17 protein-coding genes are annotated in these 21020 nt (G+C 72.2%); 5 read left to right on the plus strand and 12 right to left on the minus strand.

The window, feature by feature from the left end:
- Nucleotides 1-39: 39 nt before the first annotated feature.
- On the plus strand, nt 40-2415 hold the full coding sequence (locus ACFYZQ_RS27830) for a Tex family protein (protein ID WP_389153173.1): 2376 nt from the start codon (nt 40-42) through the stop codon (nt 2413-2415).
- A gap of 61 nt (nt 2416-2476) precedes the next feature.
- On the opposite strand, the gene ACFYZQ_RS27835 is transcribed toward ACFYZQ_RS27830, so the two are convergent.
- The 3 genes from ACFYZQ_RS27835 to ACFYZQ_RS27845 form a co-directional block, all read right to left on the minus strand.
- Nucleotides 2477-4117, minus strand: coding sequence for an ABC-F family ATP-binding cassette domain-containing protein (locus ACFYZQ_RS27835; protein ID WP_389153176.1), 1641 nt, complete (start codon nt 4115-4117; stop codon nt 2477-2479).
- Nucleotides 4118-4165: 48 nt separating this feature from the next.
- The gene (locus tag ACFYZQ_RS27840) at nt 4166-5194 is read right to left on the minus strand and encodes an oxidoreductase (protein ID WP_389153179.1); all 1029 of its coding nucleotides are present in this window, start codon (nt 5192-5194) and stop codon (nt 4166-4168) included.
- Between the two features lie 106 nt (nt 5195-5300).
- Nucleotides 5301-7256, minus strand: coding sequence for a Xaa-Pro dipeptidyl-peptidase (locus tag ACFYZQ_RS27845; protein WP_389153182.1), 1956 nt, complete (start codon nt 7254-7256; stop codon nt 5301-5303).
- A gap of 174 nt (nt 7257-7430) precedes the next feature.
- On the opposite strand from ACFYZQ_RS27845, the gene ACFYZQ_RS27850 reads away from it, so the two are divergent.
- A complete protein-coding gene (locus tag ACFYZQ_RS27850) occupies nt 7431-8921 on the plus strand; it encodes a M1 family metallopeptidase (RefSeq protein WP_389153185.1) in 1491 nt (496 codons plus the stop codon).
- A 140-nt stretch (nt 8922-9061) separates the two neighbouring features.
- Here ACFYZQ_RS27850 and ACFYZQ_RS27855 read toward each other — a convergent pair whose 3' ends face one another.
- Together ACFYZQ_RS27855 and ACFYZQ_RS27860 are read right to left on the minus strand one after the other, a co-directional pair.
- Nucleotides 9062-9550, minus strand: coding sequence for a macro domain-containing protein (locus ACFYZQ_RS27855; protein WP_389153188.1), 489 nt, complete (start codon nt 9548-9550; stop codon nt 9062-9064).
- A gap of 42 nt (nt 9551-9592) precedes the next feature.
- Nucleotides 9593-11059 carry an amino acid permease gene (locus ACFYZQ_RS27860; RefSeq protein ID WP_389153191.1) on the minus strand — a complete coding sequence of 489 codons (1467 nt, stop codon included), beginning with the start codon at nt 11057-11059 and terminating at the stop codon, nt 9593-9595.
- A 223-nt stretch (nt 11060-11282) separates the two neighbouring features.
- On the opposite strand from ACFYZQ_RS27860, the gene ACFYZQ_RS27865 reads away from it, so the two are divergent.
- Nucleotides 11283-12017: a MerR family transcriptional regulator gene (locus ACFYZQ_RS27865; RefSeq protein ID WP_389153194.1), complete on the plus strand. Its 735-nt coding sequence runs from the start codon at nt 11283-11285 to the stop codon at nt 12015-12017.
- Here the strand turns inward: ACFYZQ_RS27865 and ACFYZQ_RS27870 are convergent.
- From ACFYZQ_RS27870 to ACFYZQ_RS27880, 3 genes are read right to left on the minus strand one after another with little or no spacing between them, the layout of a single operon-like run.
- Nucleotides 12012-14195, minus strand: coding sequence for a 3-hydroxyacyl-CoA dehydrogenase NAD-binding domain-containing protein (locus tag ACFYZQ_RS27870; RefSeq protein WP_389153197.1), 2184 nt, complete (start codon nt 14193-14195; stop codon nt 12012-12014). The genes ACFYZQ_RS27865 and ACFYZQ_RS27870 overlap by 6 nt on opposite strands.
- A 40-nt stretch (nt 14196-14235) precedes the next feature.
- Complete coding sequence (locus tag ACFYZQ_RS27875) at nt 14236-15450, minus strand: acetyl-CoA C-acetyltransferase (RefSeq protein WP_389153200.1); 1215 nt, start codon at nt 15448-15450, stop codon at nt 14236-14238.
- 37 nt (nt 15451-15487) lie between these two features.
- Entirely contained in the window at nt 15488-16642 is a 1155-nt protein-coding gene (locus ACFYZQ_RS27880; RefSeq protein ID WP_389153203.1) for a CaiB/BaiF CoA transferase family protein, read from the minus strand.
- Between the two features lie 207 nt (nt 16643-16849).
- Between ACFYZQ_RS27880 and ACFYZQ_RS27885 the strand changes: the two genes are divergently transcribed.
- Entirely contained in the window at nt 16850-18028 is a 1179-nt protein-coding gene (locus ACFYZQ_RS27885; RefSeq protein WP_389153206.1) for a saccharopine dehydrogenase family protein, read from the plus strand.
- A 19-nt stretch (nt 18029-18047) separates the two neighbouring features.
- Here the strand turns inward: ACFYZQ_RS27885 and mmpA are convergent, their stop codons facing one another.
- Entirely contained in the window at nt 18048-18194 is a 147-nt protein-coding gene (gene mmpA / locus ACFYZQ_RS27890; RefSeq protein WP_389153878.1) for a morphogenic membrane protein MmpA, read from the minus strand.
- 111 nt (nt 18195-18305) lie between these two features.
- On the minus strand, nt 18306-19004 hold the full coding sequence (locus tag ACFYZQ_RS27895; RefSeq protein ID WP_389153209.1) for an endonuclease V: 699 nt from the start codon (nt 19002-19004) through the stop codon (nt 18306-18308).
- 62 nt (nt 19005-19066) lie between these two features.
- Between ACFYZQ_RS27895 and ACFYZQ_RS27900 the strand changes: the two genes are divergently transcribed.
- A complete protein-coding gene (locus ACFYZQ_RS27900) occupies nt 19067-19363 on the plus strand; it encodes a YciI family protein (protein WP_389153212.1) in 297 nt (98 codons plus the stop codon).
- A 9-nt stretch (nt 19364-19372) separates the two neighbouring features.
- Here the strand turns inward: ACFYZQ_RS27900 and ACFYZQ_RS27905 are convergent, their stop codons facing one another.
- Together ACFYZQ_RS27905 and ACFYZQ_RS27910 are read right to left on the minus strand one after the other, a co-directional pair.
- Nucleotides 19373-19711, minus strand: coding sequence for a plasmid stabilization protein (locus ACFYZQ_RS27905; protein ID WP_388797185.1), 339 nt, complete (start codon nt 19709-19711; stop codon nt 19373-19375).
- Nucleotides 19712-19782: 71 nt separating this feature from the next.
- Nucleotides 19783-20835 carry a WD40/YVTN/BNR-like repeat-containing protein gene (locus ACFYZQ_RS27910; protein ID WP_389153881.1) on the minus strand — a complete coding sequence of 351 codons (1053 nt, stop codon included), beginning with the start codon at nt 20833-20835 and terminating at the stop codon, nt 19783-19785.
- Nucleotides 20836-21020: the final 185 nt, after the last annotated feature.

The raw sequence follows: 21020 nt of genomic DNA on the forward strand, positions 1-21020 counted from the left end.
ATTGCCGCGCAACCTCAGTGGAGAAGGCGGTACGGGATCGTGACGACACCCGGATCCATCGAAGCAGGATCCATCGAAGGCAGGATCGCCGAGGAGCTCGGCGTACGGGAGCGGCAGGTGAAGGCCGCGGTCGAACTGCTGGACGGCGGTTCGACGGTGCCCTTCATCGCCCGCTACCGCAAGGAAGCGACCGAGATGCTCGACGACGCGCAACTGCGCACGATCGAGGAGCGGCTGCGCTATCTGCGGGAGCTCGAGGAGCGGCGGACGGCGATCCTGGAATCGGTGCGCGAGCAGGGCAAGCTCACCGAGGAGCTGGAAGCCCGGATCCGGGGCGCCGAGACCAAGGCACGTCTGGAGGACATCTACCTCCCCTACAAGCCCAAGCGGCGCACCAAGGCGCAGATCGCCCGCGAGGCGGGACTCGAACCGCTCGCCGAGGGGCTGCTCGGCGACCCGACGGTGGAGCCCCTCGCGGCGGCCGCCGCGTTCGTCGACGCCGACAAGGGTGTCGCCGACCCCCAGGCGGCCCTCGACGGCGCCCGCGCGATCCTCACCGAGCGGTTCTCCGAGGACGCCGACCTGATCGGTGAGCTGCGTGAGCGGATGTGGGTGCGCGGGCGGCTCGCCGCCAAGGTGCGGGAGGGCAAGGAGGAGGCGGGGGCGAAGTTCGCCGACTACTTCGACTTCGCCGAGCCCTTCACCGAGCTGCCCTCGCACCGGATCCTCGCCATGCTGCGCGGCGAGAAGGAGGAGGTCCTGGATCTCGTCCTGGAGCCGGAGGAACAGACGGACGGCCCTTCGTCGTACGAGGGGATCGTCGCCCACCGCTTCGGCATCGCCGACCGGGGCCGCCCCGGCGACAAGTGGCTGGGCGACACGGTCCGCTGGGCCTGGCGCACCCGCATTCTCGTGCACCTCGGCATCGATCTGCGCCTGAGGCTGCGCACGGCCGCCGAGGACGAGGCGGTGAACGTGTTCGCGGCCAACCTGCGCGACCTGCTGCTCGCCGCACCGGCGGGCACCCGCGCGACGCTGGGCCTGGACCCGGGGTTCCGTACGGGCGTGAAGGTGGCCGTGGTCGACGCGACCGGCAAGGTGGTGGCCACCGACGTGATCTACCCGCACGTCCCGGCCAACAAGTGGGACGAGGCCCTCGCGAAGCTCGCCCGGCTGGCGAAGGAGCACGCGGTCGAGCTGATCGCGATCGGCAACGGCACGGCGTCCCGGGAGACCGACAAGCTCGCCGGGGAGCTCATCGCCAAGCACCCCGAGCTGAAGCTCACCAAGGTGATGGTGTCCGAGGCGGGCGCGTCCGTGTACTCGGCGTCGGCGTTCGCCTCGCAGGAGCTGCCCGACATGGACGTGTCCCTGCGCGGCGCCGTCTCCATCGCGCGCCGGCTGCAGGATCCGCTGGCCGAACTGGTCAAGATCGATCCCAAGTCGATCGGTGTCGGCCAGTACCAGCACGACCTGTCCGAGGTGAAGCTGTCCCGCTCGCTGGACGCGGTGGTCGAGGACTGTGTGAACGGCGTCGGTGTGGACGTCAACACCGCCTCCGTGCCGCTGCTCGCGCGGGTGTCCGGGGTCACCTCCGGCCTCGCCGAGAACATCGTGGCGCACCGGGACGCGAACGGGCCGTTCAAGTCCCGCTCGGAGCTCAAGAAGGTGGCGCGGCTGGGCCCGAAGGCGTACGAGCAGTGCGCGGGCTTCCTCCGCATCCGGGGCGGCGACGACCCGCTGGACGCCTCCAGCGTGCACCCGGAGGCCTACCCGGTCGTGCGCCGCATGGTGAAGACGACGGGGCAGGAGGTCGCCTCCCTCGTCGGCAACACCGGCGTGCTGCGGTCGCTGCGGCCGGCCGACTTCGTCGACGACACCTTCGGTCTGCCGACCGTCACCGACATCCTGAAGGAACTGGAGAAACCGGGGCGTGACCCGCGTCCGGCCTTCAAGACGGCCACCTTCAAGGAGGGTGTGGAGAAGATCTCCGACCTTGCCTCCGGGATGGTCCTGGAGGGCGTCGTGACGAACGTGGCGGCCTTCGGGGCGTTCGTCGACGTCGGCGTCCACCAGGACGGCCTGGTGCACGTCTCCGCGATGTCGAGGACGTTCGTGAAGGACCCGCGGGATGTCGTGAAGCCCGGGGACATCGTCAAGGTGAAGGTCCTCGACGTGGACATCCCGCGCAAGCGGATCTCGCTCACCCTGCGCCTGGACGATGAGGCGGCCCCGCAGGAGCGGCAGCAGGGCGGCGGCGAGCGGCGGCAGCGGGGCGGACGCCCGCCGCAGCAGCGCCAGCCCCGCGGCGGTCAGGGCGGCGGCTCCCGTCAGGCTCCCCCGCCCGCGAACAGCGCGATGGCCGACGCGCTGCGGCGCGCGGGCCTGGTCGACCCCAAGGGCGGGCGGCGCTGAGCAACAGGGGCCGGGCCTCCTCAGGAGCGCCCGGCCCCCGGCCGCCGTCGTTCCTGAGGGCTCAGCGCTCCGTCACCTTGCCGGCCGCGACCTCCAGGCGGCGGGTCACGCGTACCGCGTCGAGCATCCGCCGGTCGTGGGTGACCAGCAGGAGTGTGCCCTCGTAGGCGTCGAGGGCCGATTCGAGTTGTTCGATGGCGGGCAGGTCGAGGTGGTTGGTCGGCTCGTCGAGGACGAGGAGGTTGACGCCGCGGCCCTGGAGCAGGGCCAGGGCGGCCCGGGTGCGTTCGCCCGGTGAGAGGTTCCCGGCCGGGCGCAGTACGTGGTCCGACTTCAGGCCGAACTTGGCGAGCAGGGTGCGCACCTCGACCGGTTCGGTGTCGGGGACGGCCGCGCAGAAGGCGTCCAGCAGGCTCTGGGGGCCGTGGAACAGCCCGCGGGCCTGGTCGACCTCGCCGACCAGTACGCCCGAGCCGAGCGCGGCGTGCCCGGCGTCCAGGGGGATCCGGCCGAGCAGCGCGCCGAGCAGGGTCGACTTGCCCGCGCCGTTAGCCCCGGTGACCGCCACCCGGTCCGCCCAGTCGATCTGCAGGGAGACCGGGCCGAAGGTGAAGTCCCCGCGGCGTACCTCCGCGTCCCGCAGGGTGGCCACCACCGCGCCGGATCGCGGGGCCGCCGCGATCTCCATGCGCAGCTCCCACTCCTTGCGCGGCTCCTCGACGACCTCGAGGCGCTCGATCATGCGCTGGGTCTGGCGGGCCTTCGCGGCCTGCTTCTCACTGGCCTCGCTGCGGAACTTGCGGCCGATCTTGTCGTTGTCGTTGCCCGCCTTGCGGCGCGCGTTCTTCACACCCTTGTCCATCCAGGCGCGCTGCGTCTGCGCCCGGTCCTGGAGGGCCGCCTTCTTGTCGGCGTACTCCTCGTAGTCCTCCCGGGCGTGCCGGCGGGCCGTCTCGCGTTCCTCCAGGTAGCCCTCGTAGCCGCCGCCGTAGAGGTTGATCCGCCGCTGCGCGAGGTCGAGTTCGAGGACCTTGGTGACCGTTCGGGTGAGGAACTCGCGGTCGTGGCTGACGACGACGGTGCCGACGCGCAGTCCGGTGACGAAGCGTTCGAGGCGCTCCAGGCCGTCGAGGTCGAGGTCGTTGGTGGGTTCGTCGAGCAGGAAGACGTCGTAGCGGGAGAGCAGCAGCGAGGCGAGACCGGCGCGGGCCGCCTGGCCGCCGGAGAGGGAGGTCATCGGCTGGTCCAGGTCCACGGCGAGGCCCAGGGAGTCGGCGACCTCCTCCGCCCGCTCCTCCAGGTCGGCGCCGCCGAGGCCGAGCCAGCGCTCCAGGCTCGCCGCGTAGGCGTCGTCGGCGCCGGGGGCACCCTCGACCAGTGCCTCGGTGGCCTGGTCCATGGTGCGCTGGGCCTCGGCGACGCCGGTGCGGCGGGCCAGGAACTCCCGCACGGTCTCGCCGGGGCGGCGTTCCGGCTCCTGCGGGAGGTGTCCGACGGTCGCGGTCGGCGGGGAGAGCCTGAGCTCGCCCTCCTCCGGCACGGCCAGTCCGGCGAGCATGGTCAGCAGCGTGGACTTGCCCGCGCCGTTGGCACCGACCAGCCCGATCACGTCCCCGGGGGCCACGACGAGGTCGAGGCCGGAGAAGAGCGAGCGGTCGCCGTGCCCGGCGGCGAGGTTCTTGGCGACGAGGGTGGCAGTCATCAGGCGCCGATCCTAACGGCCGGGCCGCTCGTCGCTCAGCCGGGTTTCTCAGCGCGTCACCGCCGCCACCAGCACGCTCCCGGAGGTCCGGGCGACCACGAAGGCCCGGCCCCTGACCGCCTTGGCGTCCAGGGCGATGTGGTGCCGTCCGGGTTCGAGCAGACCGTGGAAGACGTCCACGGCGCGGGCGCGGGAGAGCCGGTCGAGGCGGTACGCGGTCAGGCGCACCCGGCAGACCGCGGCGATCCGCACGTCCGCCTCGCTGTGCGAGGCCACCAGACGGGTCAGGCTGGGCCGGCCGGCCGGGCCGCGGTCGAGGGCGTGCTCGACCTGTGCGGCCAGGAGCGGGACGATCGGGGCGAGGCCCTCGACGAAGGCCGCTTCGATAGCGGCGCGCTCGAACGCCCGGCGCACGCAGGCGCGTTGGTCCTCGCCGACGGCGGGGCCGAAGGCGACGGCACCGTACGGGCGCAGTTCCCCGGCGGGTACGTCGTCGATGTCGGGGGTGATGTCGGCGCCGATGCCGGTGGTGCGCAGGGCGGCGGCGAGCCCGGCGAGGAGGCCGACGCGGGCGCCGATCAGCAGGGCGCGGCGGCCGGGTGTGTCGCCGGGGCCGCCGCCGTGGAGCAGGGCGCGCAGGGCGGCGCGGTACTCGGGCCCGTGGAAGCGGAAGGGTCCGATGCCGTGACAGCCGCCGAAGCCGGGGTCCGCGTGGTCGTCCGTCCGCCGGGCGAAGTCCCGCCAGACGTAGTCGTCGCCGTCCCGCTCGATGACGGCGGTGACCGCGCCGCACGCCAGGTCCGCGCATTCGGGGCAACCGTAGATGACGTACCGGCCGCCCGGGAGCGGCGCCCCGGTCTCCAGCAGGAGGCCGCGGACCCGCGCGGTGAGGATCGCGGGCGGCAGGTCGCAGGCGAGTGGGGAGACGGCGTCGAGGTCGGAGAGCCGGCCGAGCAGCGGACGGCCGTCGACGACGAAGTCCAGGAAGTCCCGGAGGGGTCGGGGACGGCCGTCGGCGAGGATGCCGCCGGCGCGTGTCGCCGGTGCCAGGCCGAAGGTCGCGTGTGCGGCAGACATGCCGTGAGTATTCCCGCGGCGAAACAGCTCCGAGCACCGCAGGGCGTGTTCCGCCGCTGGTGCGCGTCCGGGCGGCCGGGCCGGTGTGCCGGGCCGCCCGGACCGGTCAGCTTCCCGGCAGGTGCCGGACGGTGCGCGGCGCCCGCACGCCGTCCAGGACGGTGGCCGCGGGCGCGGCGGACGTGCCGCCCGAGGTGGCGCGGGCGAACGCGGCGGCGCCGCCCACCAGCGGCACCCTGGCCGACGTACGGGCCAGGTCGACGGTGAGAGCCGGGGTGGTGGACGGAGGGTCGATGAGGTCCCTGTCCGTGCCCGCGACGATCAGCGCCAGGCGGTGCCCCTTGGGCACGACGTGGTCGGTGGCGGCGAGGTCGAGGGTGATGGTGTACGCCTTGCCCGGGGTGAGCGGGCGGCCCTTCAGGTCGGAGGCGTAATTGCCGAGGTCGGCCCAGCCGCGGCTGAGGACCGTGTAGCCGACGGACGCCGTCTTCGCCCGCGTCGCCTTGAAGCAGGCGCTGTCCCCGGCGGTGCTCTCGCCCCAGCAGGTGCGGTTCGTGAGCGTGGTGATGCCCTCGGCCGCGTCGGCGTAGTCCCGGATGGTGTCGGGGCCGACGTCGACGAGGACGGCGGACAGGTGGGCCGTCGAGGTGGTCGGGGTGGCGGTGACGGTGACCTTGGACGAGCCGGACAGGCGCAGGTCGCGGGTGAGCGGCCGGGTGAGGAAACCGGCCTTCTCGGGGGTCGGCTCGGAGATCCGGGCGGCCCAGTCGGTCTCGCTCAGTCGCGGATCGTCGGTGAAGGTCTCGCTGCCCGAGCCCTTGCGCAGGCCGAGGGTGCCGACGCCCGCCTGGGAGCCGGGTGCCGGGCGCAGGGTGGTGGCCTGTGTCGTGCGCGGCGGCCAGGCTTTGGAGGTGACCCACTGGTCGGGGTGGCGCTCGATGTCCGCCATCGGCTCACGGTCGATGCCGTTGGCGTAGCCGAGGAGTTCGTGGTCGAACCAGCGGTGCAGGGTCTCGACCCAGTCGGCGCGCCGGTAGTCGAAGGGGTCGACGTGGCCGGTCTGGGAGAGCCAGATCTTGCGCTCCACGCCGTGCCTGGCGAGGGCGTCCCACCACTGGCCGAAGTGCTTGGTGCGGACGTTGAGGTCCTGCATGCCGTGCACGAGGAAGACGCTCGCCCGTACCTCGGCCGCGTCCTTGACGTAGTCCCGCTCGGTCCACAGGGAGGTCCAGTCGCCGGTGCGCGGCGCTCCGTGGACGAGTTTCCGCTGCACCGCGGCGCACTTGGCGTGGGCGTCGTCGCTCTCCACCGCGTCGGACAGCTGGTCGGGGCCGGAGTCGTACAGCGGGGCGCCCTTGGCGAAGTAGTAGTCGTACCAGGAGGAGATCGCGCTGATCGGCACGATCGTCCGCAGGCCCTCGACGCCGGTGGCGGCCACGCCGTTGGCAATGGTGCCGTCCCAGCTCTTGCCGATCATTCCGGTGCGGCCGTTGGTCCAGGTCGCCTTGACCGTGGCGGTGCCGGTGCGGCTGGTGTAGGCGCGGGCGCGGCCGTTCAGCCAGTCGACGACGGCCTTCGCGGACTGGATGTCGCTGCGGCCGCCGATGTCGACGCAGCCGTCGGAGCGGTTGGTTCCGGCCAGGTCGACGCCGACGAAGGCGTAGCCGCGCGGCACGAAGTAGTTGTCGTAGAACAGCGGCATCCGGACGACGTGGCCGCTCGCGTCGTACGTCTTCGTCTGGCTCTCGTTGCCGCGGCCGCAGCAGGAGTAGTACGGGCTGGCGTCCATGATGACGGGCACCTTGCGGTGCTGCTGTGCCGCCTCCCGGGGGCGGACGATGTCGGCGGCGACGCGGTCGGTCCTCCCGTCGCCGTCGCCGTCGAGGCCGGTGTCGACCCAGACGGACTCACGGACGGCGTCGGCGTAGGAGTAGACCGGCCGGCTCTCCTTGGGGCCCCGGGCGGCCTGGGCCGCGGCCGGGGTGAGGTAGGCGGCCATGAGGACGGCGACGGCCGCTGTCGCGAACGATCTCCAGATCGTGAAGCGCGTGCGTTTCGGCATGCGCGGACGGTACCCCGGTCAACTGCCGTGCAGAAGGGTGCATCTGAGTGGCCGTAAGGTTCGTGACGGCCGAATGGCGATCGTGTGACAAGGGGTGCTGTGGACACGTCAGGGGCCACAGGGGCTGAATAGGCTCCGGACAGACCTGTCGTCACCCTACGACTTGGAGCTGACGTGCACCGCAGAATCCTCGCCCCGGGCGTACTCGCGGCGGCCTCCATGCTGCTGGCGATCCCGGCATCGGCCGCGAGCTACGCCCCCGGCGCGCCCGGCATCGGCGACCCCTACTACCCGTACTACGGCAACGGCGGTTACGACGTCTCCCACTACGACCTGAGGCTGCAGTACCAGCCCGCGACGGACGAGCTGGAGGGCACGGCGACCATCCTGGCGCGGACCACCGAGGACCTGTCGCGGTTCGACCTGGACTTCCTGCTGGACGTGAGCGAGGTCAGGGTCAACGGCGCCAAGGCGGCCTTCGCCACCTCCGGCCAGCACGAGCTGGAGATCACCCCGAAGACACCGCTGGCGAAGGGCACGCCGATCACGGTCGTGGTCCGCTACAGCGGGGTGCCGTCGGCGAAGAGCGCCTACGGGTTCTCGACCTGGCACCGCACCCCGGACGGCGCCGTCGCCGCGGACGAGCCCGAGGCCGCCTGGTGGTGGTTCCCCAGCAACGACCACCCGCTGGACAAGGCCACCTACGACGTGTCGGTGGCGGTGCCGGACGGTACCCAGGCCATCTCGAACGGCACGCTGCAGTCGACGAGCTCGAAGCTCGGCTGGACCCGCTACAACTGGCGGCAGAACAAGCCGCAGGCGACATATCTGGCCACCCTCGCGGTCGGCAAGTTCGACATCACGACCAGCACCTCCGAGGGCGGTGTCCCCGTCGTCAACGCCTACAGCAAGGACCTCGGCGACAACGACGGGGCGGCGCGGGCGAGCGTGGAACGGACCGGTGAGCTGGTGGACTGGCTCAGCGGCTACTTCGGGCCGTACCCGTTCGCCTCGGCGGGCGGTTACGTACCGAACACCACCACCGGGTACGCGCTGGAGACCCAGACCCGCGTGTACTACAGCCCGAAGCAGTTCGCGGGCGGCTCCAACACCTCGGTGGTGGTGCACGAGCTGGCGCACCAGTGGTACGGCGACGCCGTGTCGCTGAAGGGCTGGAAGGACATCTGGATCAACGAGGGCTTCGCGCGGTACGCGCAGTGGCTGTGGTCCGAGCACGAGGGTGAGGGCACCACGCAGGAACTGGCGGACTACGTGTACGCCTCGCACCCGGCCGACGACGCGTTCTGGACGGTCGCGCCCGGTGACCCGGGTCCCGACAACCAGTTCGACACCGCGGTCTACGACCGGGGCGCCGTCGCCGTCCAGGCACTTCGCAACGAGGTCGGCGACGACGCGTTCTTCGCCATCCTCAAGGGTTGGCCGAAGGAGCACGCGTACGGCAACGCCTCGGTGGCCGACTTCCAGAAGTACGCCGAGCGGGTCTCCGGCAAGCCCCTCGCGGCCCTCTTCGACACCTGGCTGTTCCAGCCGTCGAAGCCGGCCGCGTCCGCGGCGCGCAGCGCGTCGATCGCGAAGCCGACGGCGCCCGCACAGCCGAAGTCGTGGAAGAAGATCGAGGCGACGAACGACGTCCACGGGCACTGACGCGGTCCTGGCCGGGGGCGGGAGCTTGCCCCGCCTGCCCGGCCGGGGCTGTGCTCGCCGCGTCCCGGGCCGGCCCCGGACCGACCGGGGTCACGAGGGCCGGGGCGGGCCGCCGAGGGCCGGGGCGGCGGCCCTCCTGCTCAGTCCGGCCCCTCCCCGTGGTCGTACACCGTCACCACGATGTCCCGCTTCACCAGCCGCTCGCTGATCAGCGGCTCGATCCGGGGCCACTTCCCGCCGGCGAGGCCGCAGCCTATGCGGGGCATGTGCACGGACGCGCCGAGTTCGGCCGCTTCGTCCGCGAGGCGGCCCAGGGCCGTGTCGATCGCTTCATAGCGCACCGGGACGCCCTTGCTTCCCGTCCGAACGCCCCGCTGGCCGATCATGTTGGCCACCCACACGTACCGCTCGACACGGACGAGCTGGACCGCCCCCAGGCCGAAGTCGTTCGACGCGCGGTCGCGGTGCCAGGCGCGGTACGCCGCCTCCGGTTCCGGCCAGCGGCGGGAGAGTGCCAGCACGAAGCCCTTGCCCCACCCCCCGACGTCGTTGCAGACATGGGCGATCACCTTGACGCCCTTGACCGACGGCAGGGTGGCGTCACCCCGGACATACCTGATCCCCGACATGACGCCACCGTAGAGGCTGCCACTGACACTGGCCGTGGCCCGCTACTCCGGGGACCGGGCCGGCTCGCCCTCGGCCGTCCGCGCGACCCTGCGGCGCACCCCGAACCAGCCGCCGACCAGAGCCACGGCGATCAGCGGGATCAGCAGCAGGGTCTTGCGGCCGACCTCGGGGTCGTTCCACATCATGCCGAGGCAGGCCAGCAGGAAGACGACCGTGGTGATCTCGGTGACCGGGCTGAACGGCAGCCGGAAGGACGGCCTGGTGACCTCGCCCTCCCGGGCCCGCCGGACGAAGACCAGGTGGCTGACCATGATGATCACCCAGGTGCTGATGATGCCGAGGGAGGCGACGTTCAGCACGATCTCGAAGGCCTGGCTCGGCACCAGGTAGTTCAGGACGACGCCGGCCACGCACACGGCGCAGGTCAGCAGGATGCCGCCGTAGGGGACCTGGCTGCGGTTCATCCGGGCGGTGAACTTCGGCGCCGAGCCGGCCATGGCCATGGAGCGCAGGATGCGGCCGGTGGAGTACAGGCCGGAGTTCAGCGAGGACATGGCGGCGGTGAGCACGACCAGGTTCATCACGTCGCCCGCGCCCGAGACGCCGATCTTCGACAGCACCGTCACGAAGGGGCTCTCGTCGCCGGAGTAGACCGAACCCGGCAGCAGCAGGGCCAGCAGGACGACCGAGCCCACGTAGAACAGGCCCACCCGCCACATGATCGAGTTCACCGCGCGCGGGACGACCTTCGCCGGCTCGGCGGTCTCGCCCGCGGCGACCCCGACCAGTTCCAGCGCGGCGTAGGCGAAGATCACGCCCTGCATGACCAGGACGACCGGCATCAGGCCGTGCGGCAGGACTCCGCCGTTGTCCGTGATCACGCCCATGCCCGGGGTACGGCCGTCGACGGGGTGCTGGGTGACCAGCAGGAAGATGCCGATCAGCATGAAGGTGACGAGGGTGGCGACCTTGATGATCGAGAACCAGAACTCCATCTCGCCGAAGATCTTCACCGAGATCAGGTTCACGGCCAGCACCACCGCGAGCGCGATCAGGGCGAGCACCCACTGCGGAATCGACGTGAACATGCTCCAGTAATGCGTGTACAGCGCGATCGCGGTGATGTCGGCGATGCCGGTGGTCGACCAGTTCAGGAAGTACATCCAGCCGGCGACGTAGGCGCCCTTCTCGCCGAGGAACTCGCGCGCGTACGACACGAACGAACCGGAGGAGGGCCGGTAGAGCACCAGCTCCCCCAGGGCCCGTACGACGAAGAAGGCGAACACGCCGCAGACCAGGTAGGCCAGGGCGAGTGCGGGGCCCGCGTTGTGCAGGCGGCCGCCGGCGCCCAGGAATAGTCCGGTGCCGATGGCGCCGCCGATGGCGATCATGTTGACGTGGCGGTGCTTGAGGTCCTTGCTGTAGCCGGCGTCACCCGCGTCCGCGGGTGTCCCGGTCGCCCGGGGATGGTCGGCGACCTGTGCCGAATGGACGGCGTCCTTGCTCACGGGTGGTTCCACTTTCTGGTGCCCCCGGGAGTCGTGACCCGGGTGTCCGAACGTGACTTCGGCCCGCACCACCCTCGTGTCGCGGCACAGACCAACGCTGCTGCTTCCCCACCGGTTCTCCCGATATGCGGTGGCCCATCTCACAGGGCGGCAGCTCTCACAGGGTCACCACATGGGTCACCACATGTTTCACAGCACTGGTGAGACAGCGATACTGCTGAACATGACGACCCACGCCGAGACGGACGCCTCCGGTGCCGGCGCCGGCGAGCCGGCCCTCACCATCGACGAGCTGGCCGCCCGGGCGGGCGTCACGGTGCGCACCGTCCGCTTCTACGCCACCAGGGGGCTGCTGCCGCCGCCGGTGATCGGCCCGCGCCGGGTGGGACGCTACGGCCCCGGGCACCTGGCGCGCCTGGCCCTGATCGAGGAACTCCAGCAGCAGGGCATGACCCTGGCCGCGATCGAGCGGTACCTGCGGCAGCTGCCACCGGATCTCACCCCGCACGACCTGGCCATCCACCGTGCGGTGGTGGCGTCCTGGGCACCGGACACGGAGGAGACGGTGTCCCGGGGCGAGCTCGAACGGCGGGCGGGACGGCCGCTGACGGACGAGGACGTGGCGCGGCTGACGGCCATGAGTGTCGTCCGGGCCGATGACTCCCATGGCGCCGAAACGTTCCGGGTCGACACCGGGCTGCTTCGGCTCGGCGTCCAGCTCCTGGACGTACCGCTGTCCCAGGAAGCGATCCTCGCGGCGCGCGAGGTGCTCGTCGAGCACTCGCGCGCCGCCGCCCACGAACTCTCCCGGCTCCTGCGCGGCGAGGTGGCCGAACGCGCCGCCCGGGACGTGAAGTCCCTGTCCGCGCACATGCATCCCCTGGTGGTGCAGGCGCTGCTGACGACGTTCCAGCGGTCGCTGAAGGAAGAGCTGGGAGAGTGGCTCACCCGGTCATGAGTGGGCCTGGTCGGTGAACCGCTCGCCCTTCTCCGCCTTGGCCACCAGCAGCGCGGGCGGGGTGAACCGTTCGCCGTAGCGCTCGGCGAGCTCACGCGCGCGTGCCACGAATCCGGGCAGGCCGCCTTCGTAACCGTTGATGTACTGCAGCACACCGCCGGTCCAGCCGGGGAAGCCGATGCCGAGGATCGAGCCGATGTTGGCGTCCGCGACCGAGGTGAGGACGCCCTCCTCCAGCAGGCGGACAGTGTCCAGCGCCTCGGCGAAGAGCATGCGTTCCTGCATGTCCTCGAACGGGATCCCGGCGCCCTCGCGCGTGAAGTGCTCCCGAAGTCCCGGCCACAGCCCGGCCCGCTTTCCGTCCTCCCCGTACTCGTAGAAGCCCGCCCCGCCGCTGCGGCCGGTACGGCCGAACTCGTCGACCATGCGGTCGATGACCGCCTCGGCGGGGTGCGCCGTCCATGTGCCGCCCGCCTCCTCGACCGCCCGCTTCGCCGCGTCACGGATCTTGCGGGGCAGGGTGAGGGTCAGCTCGTCCATCAGGGACAGCACCCTGGCCGGGTAGCCGGCCTGCGCGGCGGCCTGCTCGACGGAGGCGGGCTCGATGCCCTCCGCGACCATCGCCACGCCCTCGTTGATGAAGTGGCCGATGACTCGTGAGGTGAAGAAGCCGCGCGAGTCGTTGACCACGATCGGCGTCTTGTTGATCTGCCGGACCAGGTCGAAGGCGCGCGCGAGGGTCTCGTCGCCGGTCCGCTCGCCCTTGATGATCTCCACCAGCGGCATCTTGTCGACGGGCGAGAAGAAGTGCAGGCCGATGAAGTCGCCCTGGCGTTCGACGCCCTCGGCGAGCACGGTGATGGGCAGGGTGGAGGTGTTGGAGCACAGCAGCGCGTCCGGAGCGACGACGTGCTCGATCTCCTGGAACACCTTGTGCTTGAGCGCCGGGTCCTCGAAGACTGCCTCGATCACCGCGTCGCAGCCGGCCAGGTCGGCCGCGTCGGCGGTCGGCGTGATGCGGGCCAGAGTTGCATCCGCCTTGTCCTGTGTCGTACGGCCCTTCGCCACGGCCTTGGCGCACAGCTTCTCGGAGTAGCCCTTGCCCTTGACCGCCGCCTCCAGGGAGACGTCCTTCAGGACGACCTCGATCCCCGCGCGGGCGCAGGAGTAGGCGATGCCCGCGCCCATCATCCCGGCGCCGAGGACGGCCACCTTGCGGACCTTGCGGGGCTCGATGCCCTGCGGGCGGTTGGCGCCGGAGTTGACGGCCTGGAGGTCGAAGAAGAAGGCCTGGATCATGTTCTTCGAGGTCTGGCCGGCGGCCAGTTCGACGAAGTAGCGGGCCTCGATGACCTGGGCGGTCTCGAAGTCGACCTGGGCGCCCTCGACGGCCGCGGCGAGGATGCCCCGGGGGGCGGGGTAGGGGGCGCCGCCCGTCTGCTTGCGCAGGGTGGCGGGGAAGGCGGGGAGGTTGGCCGCGAACTTGGGGTTGGCCGGTGTGCCGCCGGGGATCCGGTAGCCGGGCCTGTCCCAGGGCTGCTGCGACTCGGGGTTGGCGTCGATGAAGGCACGGGCCTTGGCGAGGAGGTCCTCGGGGGTGGCGGCCACGTCGTGGACCAGGCCGTTCTCCAGCGCGCGCCGCGGGCTGTACTGGGTGCCCTGGAGCAGGACCTTCAGGAGCGCGTCGGCGATGCCGAGCAGGCGTACGGTGCGGACCACGCCGCCGCCCCCGGGGAGCAGGCCGAGGGTGACCTCGGGGCAGCCGATCTTCGAGCCGGGCGCGTCGAGGGCGACGCGGTGGTGGCAGGCTAGGGCGATCTCGTAACCGCCGCCCAGGGCCGCGCCGTTGATCGCCGCGACGACCGGCTTGCCCAGGGTCTCGATGCGGCGCAGGTCGCGCTTGACGGCGAGGCCGCCGTCGAACACCTCCTGAGCGGTCTCGGGGGTGACCCGGATCAGGTCGCGCAGGTCGCCGCCGGCGAAGAAGGTCTTCTTCGCCGAGGTGAAGATGATGCCGCGGACGGAGTCCTTCTCGGCCTCCAGACGGTCGGCGACGACGGCCAGGGAGTCACGGAACGCCTGGTTCATGGTGTTGGCGGACTGGTTCGGGTCGTCCAGGACGAGGGTGACGACACCGGTGTCGTCCTGCTCCCAGCGGATGGTGGTGCTCTCGGTCATGACAGTCACTTTCGTTGAAGTCGTGTGATCCGCGGGGAGTTCAGATGCGCTCGAGGATCGTGGCGATGCCCATGCCGCCGCCGACGCACAGCGTGGCGAGGCCGTACCGCTTGTCCTGGCGTTCGAGTTCGTCGACGAGCGTGCCGAGGATCATCGCCCCGGTGGCACCGAGGGGGTGGCCGAGGGCGATGGCACCGCCGTTGACGTTGACCTTGTCCAGGGACAGGCCCATGTCCTTGACGAAGCGCAGCACGACCGCCGCGAAGGCCTCGTTGATCTCGACGAGGTCGATGTCGTCGATGGTCAGCCCGGCCTTGGCGAGTGCCTTGCGGGTGGCGGGCGCGGGACCGGTGAGCATGATGGTGGGCTCGGAGCCGGAGACGGCGGCGGAGACGATCCGCGCGCGCGGGGTGAGGCCGTGGCGCTCCCCCACCTCCTTCGAGCCGATGGCGACCAGCGAGGCGCCGTCGACGATGCCGGAGGAGTTGCCCGCGTGGTGGACGTGGTCGATCTTCTCCACCCAGTGGTACTTCTGCAGGGCGACCGCGTCGAAGCCGCCGAGCTCGCCGATGTCCGCGAAGGACGGCTTGAGCTTCGCGAGGGAGTCGGCGGTGGTGCCCGGGCGCGGGTGCTCGTCGTGATCGAGGACGACGAGGCCGCTGCGGTCCTTGACCGGGACGACCGAGCGGTCGAAGCGGCCCTGCTTCCAGGCGGTGGCGGCCCGTTCCTGCGACAGTGCCGCGTACTCGTCGACGTCGCGCCGGGTGAAGCCCTCGATGGTGGCGATCAGGTCGGCGCCGATGCCCTGCGGTACGAAGTTGACGGCGAGGTTGGTCATCGGGTCGTTGAACCAGGCGCCGCCGTCCGAGGCCATCGGCACCCGGGACATGGACTCCACACCGCCGGCGAGGACCAGGTCCTCGAAGCCGGAACGGACCTTGGCGGCGGCCATGTTCACCGCCTCAAGGCCGGAGGCGCAGAAGCGGTTCTCCTGGACGCCCGCCACCGTGTCCGGCAGCCCGGCGGCGATCGCCGCGATCCGCGCGATGTCCGAGCCCTGGTCGCCGACGGGTCCGACGACGCCGAGGACGATGTCGTCGATCGCGGCCGGGTCGAGGCCCGGGAAGCGGTCGCGGAGCTCGTGGATGAGGCCGACGACCAGGTCGATGGGCTTGGTGCCGTGCAGGGCGCCGTTCGCCTTGCCGCGGCCGCGCGGGGTGCGGATCGCGTCGTACACGTACGCTTCGGTGCTCAACTGTGTGCCTTTCGCGGGTGGTGGGCCGGGGGCGCGGTCAGTCGCCGTCCCGGGCGAGGTCGTCGGGGTGCGGATGCGCGGGCAGGTCCCAGTCCCGGGCCACGGCGGCCGTGTCGGCGCCCGGTCGGGCCGGGCCGGTACGGACGGCCGTGGGGGTGGCGGAGAAGCGGGGCGCGGGCGCGGGCTGGGTGATGCCGCCGTGGCCGGTGAAGGTGCCCCGGGCGGCGAGGTGCGGATGCTGCGCGGCCTCACGCAGCGACAGCACGGGCGCCACGCACGCGTCCGTGCCCTCGAAACGGGCGGTCCACTCGTCCCTGGTGCGGGACTTGAAACGGGCGGCGATCTTCTCGCGCAGCTCCCCCCAGCGCGTCCAGTCCTTCCGGGCCGGGGCCAGTTCCGTCAGGTCGAGCAGCCGCAGGAACTCGTCGTAGAACTGCTGCTCGAGGGCGCCCACCGCCATGTACCGGCCGTCGGCGGTCTCGTAGGTGCCGTAGTACGGGCAGCCGCCGTCCAGCAGGTTGGCGTGGCGCCGGTCCTGCCAGCGGCCGGCGGCCAGCATGCCGTGGATCATCGTGGCGAGGTGGGCGGCGCCGTCGACGATGGCGGCGTCGACGACCTGGCCGGTGCCGGTCGCGCGCGCGTGGTGCAGGGCGGCGAGGACGCCGACGACGAGGTAGAGCGAGCCGCCCCCGTAGTCGCCGAGCAGGTTGGCCGGGACCGCCGGCGGCCCGTCCGGGTCGCCGATCATGCCGAGGACACCGGTCGGTGCCAGATAGGCGATGTCGTGACCGGCGCGGCCGGCGAGCGGGCCCTCCTGGCCCCAGCCGGTCATCCGGCCGTAGACCAGCGCCGGGTTGCGGGCGTGGCAGGCGTCGGGGCCCACGCCGAGGCGCTCGGCGACGCCGGGGCGGTAGCCCTCGACGAGGATGTCGGCCCGTTCCGCCAGGTCGAGGACGCGGGCCGGGCCGTCCGAGGACTTCAGGTCGATCAGTACCGAGCGCTTGTTGCGGTTGGTGATGTCGTACGCGGGGTCCATGGCGAGCGAGGTGCCGCCCGGGCGGTCCACGCGGACCACGTCCGCGCCCAGGTCGGCGAGGAGCATGGCGGCGAACGGGCCGGGGCCGATGCCGGCCAGCTCGACCACGCGCACACCTGCGAGCGGGCCGTGCCCTGGCGTCTGTGCGGTGGTCATGCCGCCCCCAGTCCGTATGACACCACTGCTGTAACACCGCTGATGTTAAGAACGCGTTCCACCGGACACAAGGCCCGGGCGAGCAAGCGCTTGGCCATCACTGCCTCCGGCTGGTCGTCGGGCTCCGCGATCTCACGCTAGCCTCAGCCACCGACAGCGGCGCGGGTTTCAGGACCAGCGGCGCGGGGTGCGCGACCAAGGGGTGTCATGAGCAGGCTGAACAGGACGGACCGTCCCTACGACATCGTGCTCTTCGGAGCCACGGGCTTCGTCGGCAGGCTCACCGCGGAGTATCTCGCCGCACACGCGCCCGGCGACCTGCGCTGGGCGATCGCCGGCCGCAGCGAGCGCAAGCTGCGGGAACTGCGCGAGCGGCTGCCGGGCGGCGCGGACGTCGGTGTCCTCGAGGCCGACGTGGAGGATCCCGGCACGTTGCGCCGGCTGGCCGAGCACGCGCGTGTGGTTGCCTCGACGGTCGGCCCGTACATCCGGTACGGCGAGCCGCTGGTCGCCGCCTGCGCGGACACCGGGGCCGACTACCTCGACCTGACGGGCGAGCCGGAGTTCGTGGACCTGATGTACGTCCGGCACGACGCCCGCGCGCGGGAGACGGGCGCCCGGCTGGTGCACGCCTGCGGATTCGACTCCGTCCCGCACGACCTGGGGGCGTACTTCACCGTCCGCCGGCTGCCGGAGGGCGTGCCGTTGACCGTGGACGGCTACGTGACGGTCGACGCGGCCTTCTCCGGCGGCACCCTCGCCTCGGCGCTGAACCAGTTCGCGCGCGGGCGGCAGATGCTGGCGGCCGCGCGGGAACGCGGCCGGCACGAGCCGCGGCTGCCGGCCCGCCGGGTGTCGGCGCCGGCGGGTGCGCCGCGGTTCGCCCGGGAGGTCGGTGCCTGGGCGCTGCCGCTGCCGACCATCGACCCGCAGATCGTCCGCCGGTCGGCGAAGGCCCTGGACCGGTACGGCCCGGACTTCCGCTACCGGCACTACGCGGCGGTGCGGCAGCTGCCCGTCGCCCTGGGCGGCGTCGCGGCCGTGGGCGCGGTCGCCGCCGCCGCCCAACTGCCGCCCGCCCGGCGCTGGCTGTCCGGCCGGCTCAGGCCCGGGGAGGGACCGAGCGCCGAGAAGCGGGCGAAGAGCTGGTTCTCGGTCCGCTTCGTCGGCGAGGGCGGGGGCCGGCGCGTGTTCACGGAGGTCTCGGGCGGCGACCCGGGGTACGACGAGACCGCCAAGATCTTCGCCGAGGCGGCCCAGTCCCTGGCCTTCGACGACCTGCCGCCGACCGCCGGCCAGGTCACGACGGCCGCGGCGATGGGCGAGGCGCTGACGGAGCGGCTCCGCGCGGCGGGGATCACGTTCCGGGTGGCCGCGTCCTTCTAGGCGGCTTCGCCGGGGGTGATCACAGGGACCACCCGAGCACCGTGTACAGCATGCCGCCGATCCACCCGACGCCCGCGAGCACGCACAGGACCAGAGCGGCCGTCACGGCGCGCTCGACGGGCCGGTCGGGGTCGGTCAGGGGCTTCGGGGAGCGGCGTGTCGTCATGCGGTGCGTCGTCATGCGGCAGAGCCTGCCGCCGGTCGTCGGCGGCCACATCCGTACACGTACTCAGACGGCGTACCCGGTCCCTGAGTACGTGGCAGGCCGGCCCCGCGCTTACCGGGCGTCCCGGGTCGCCTCGCGCAGTGCGCGGCGGCACAGCGCGTCCGCCCGGCGTGTCGTCTCCGGGATCCGGTAGGCCGGGGTCAGGGCCAGCGTGTGCGCGCAGGCGTTGTCCAGGTTCATCCGGTGGCCGACGGAGACGAACACCGGCTTGACCGCGTCCCGGGTGCGCAGCGCGCGCCCGACCTCCTCGGTGCCCGCCAGAAGCGGGGAGCCGCTGCCGCGCGCGGGGGCCGGGTCGTCGTAGGTGAAGGTGAACGGGTTCTTGGCGACGCCGATCGTCGGCAGCCCGGTGAGCACGCCGAGGTGGCAGGCGAGGCCGAAGCGGCGCGGATGGGCGAGGCCATAGCCGTCGCAGACGACCACGCCCGGCGGGCAGGGCAGCGCGTCGAGGGCGGCCAGGGCGGCCGGGATCTCCCGGAAGGCGAGCAGCCCGGGCACGTACGGGAAGCGGACGCGGCCGACGGCCGTCGCCTCGGCGACCACCTCCAGGGTGGCCCCGTCGAGGACGACGGCCGCCGCGGCGACGAGGTCCCTCTCGTCGTCGTAGGCCACGTCGACGCCGGTCACACGGCCCGTGCCGGGGCGCGGCCCGGGCTCGTCCAGGACCACCCGCCCACGCAATTCGTCCTGGACGGCGCGGGCCTGTTTCTCGGTCGCGGGCCAGTCCGCGGGCATCCGTACGGTCGTCATGATGGTGACGAGCGTACGGCTCCGCCCGCGGGCAGCGCGGCTCCGGGGGTACGCTCGCAATCATGTTCGTACTGGAGCTGACCTACACCGCCCCGCTCGAGGCCGTCGACGCCGCTCTCGAGGCGCACGTCGCCTGGCTCGACGAACAGTACGAGAAGGGTGTCTTCCTGGCCTCCGGACGCAAGAGCCCCCGCGACGGCGGGGTGATCCTCGCCGTCGCGGAGGACCGCGCGCGGATCGAGGAGATCGTCGCGGGGGATCCGTTCGTCGTCGCCGGTGTCTGCGCGTACCGCGTCACGGAGTTCATCGCCACGAAGACGGCTCCGGAGTTGGCACGCCACCGGCAGACGCTCGGCTGAGCGTCGCGGTCATCCCTTCTTGGCGTCCAGCGCGCGCTGCAGCTCGTCCTTGTTCATGTGCGAACGGCCCTCGATGCCGCGCTGCTTGGCCTCGTTGTAGAGCTGGTCGCGGGTCGGGCCGTGGGAGCCGACCCGGTTGCCCGAGCGCTGACCGCCGCGCTTGCCGGACGACATGTCCTGCGTGGAGCTGCGGCTGGCGGTCTTCGACTCACCGGAGCGGGCACGTTCCTTGTTCACCGTCCGCGCGGCGATCTCCTTGGCGCGTCCTTCACTCTCGCCACGGTCCTGCGCGCTCTCCTTGATGTGCTCGTACTGACGTTCCCGCTTGGGGCTGGAACCGCGTGGCATGTCGGTCACTCCTCTCTCATGAGGAGGACCGAGTACCCGTTCCGTCCGCGAAATCGCATGCCCGGCGCGGATCAGCGCTCCAGCCGGGCCACCCGTCCCTTCTCCCCCGCCGCCCAGCAACCCAGGTCGGGGGTGCAGTCGACGGTGTCGTACGAACCGGTGTCCAGCGTCCTCCAGGTGCGGCCGCCGTCCGTGGTGGCGTCGGTGCCGGTGGGGCCGACGGCGAGGGCGGCGGTGCGGCTGTGCGGGAGCCAGGCGGCGCCCGAGCGGTAGGCGGGCGGGGGCGTGGCCGCCGGCTGCCAGGTGCGTCCGCCGTCCCTGGTGACCGCGGCGGCCTGAGGTGAGGGCTGGTCGGCGCGGTAGTCGCCGCCGACCGCGAGGCCGTGGGCGCGGTCGCGGAAGGCGAGCGCGAACACGCCGCGCGCCGGGTCGCCCGCCGGGATCGGCGTGTCGGTGGCCGTCCAGGTCAGGCCGCGGTCCGCGGAGTGCAGCACGCGCGCGTGCGCGCCGCCGCCGGTGGCCAACCAGACGTCCTCGGGCCCGGAGGTGACCAGGCACTGGCCGCTCGCCGCGAACCCCGCCTCGCCGTCCAGCGCGGCCGGCATGCCTTTGGCGGGCAGCACCCGCCAGGTGCGGCCGCCGTCGGCGGTCGACAGTATGCGGAACTTTCCGTCGACCGGATCCCCCATGGCCAGGCCATGTCGGCGGTCGAAGAAGGCCAGGCAGTCGTAGAACGCCTTGGGGTCGGTGTTGCGGAAGGACTCGGTCCAGGTCGCTCCGCCGTCGTCGGTGCGGTAGACACGGGACGCCTCTCCCTCGCCGATGGCCAGCACCACCGCGCGCCGCGCGTCGAACGCCTCCACGTCCCGGAACTGCAGCTCGGCCGCGCCGGACGGCGAGACGTTCCGCCAGCTCGTCCCGCCGTCGGTGGTGCGCAGGACGGTGCCGCCGGTGCCGGCCAGCCATGCGGTGCGGCGGCTGACGGCCGCCAGTCCACGGAAGCGCACCTGCGGCGCCCCGGTGTCCTTGAGCGCCCAGTGCGGCGCCCCCTGCCGCGGTGGGTGCGCCTCGGCGGGTGCGACGGTCAGCGCGGCCAGCGCCACCCCGCACACCCCCGCCGCCATCACCCCTGTACGCCGCCGCTGCCTACGTCCCGTCAGTCCCGCGTTCCCCGAGCGCCTCATGGCGGGCGAAGCTAGCCCACCGGCCCGGCCCCGTCCAGACCGCCCGCCACGGAGCACGCATGCATGAACGCGGTGACAGAGGTCACTAGCGATACGTGTGCACGGAGCGGCCCGTTCCGTCGTCT

The sequence above is a fragment of the Streptomyces sp. NPDC001843 genome, assembly GCF_042891955.1.
Lineage (GTDB): Bacteria > Actinomycetota > Actinomycetes > Streptomycetales > Streptomycetaceae > Streptomyces.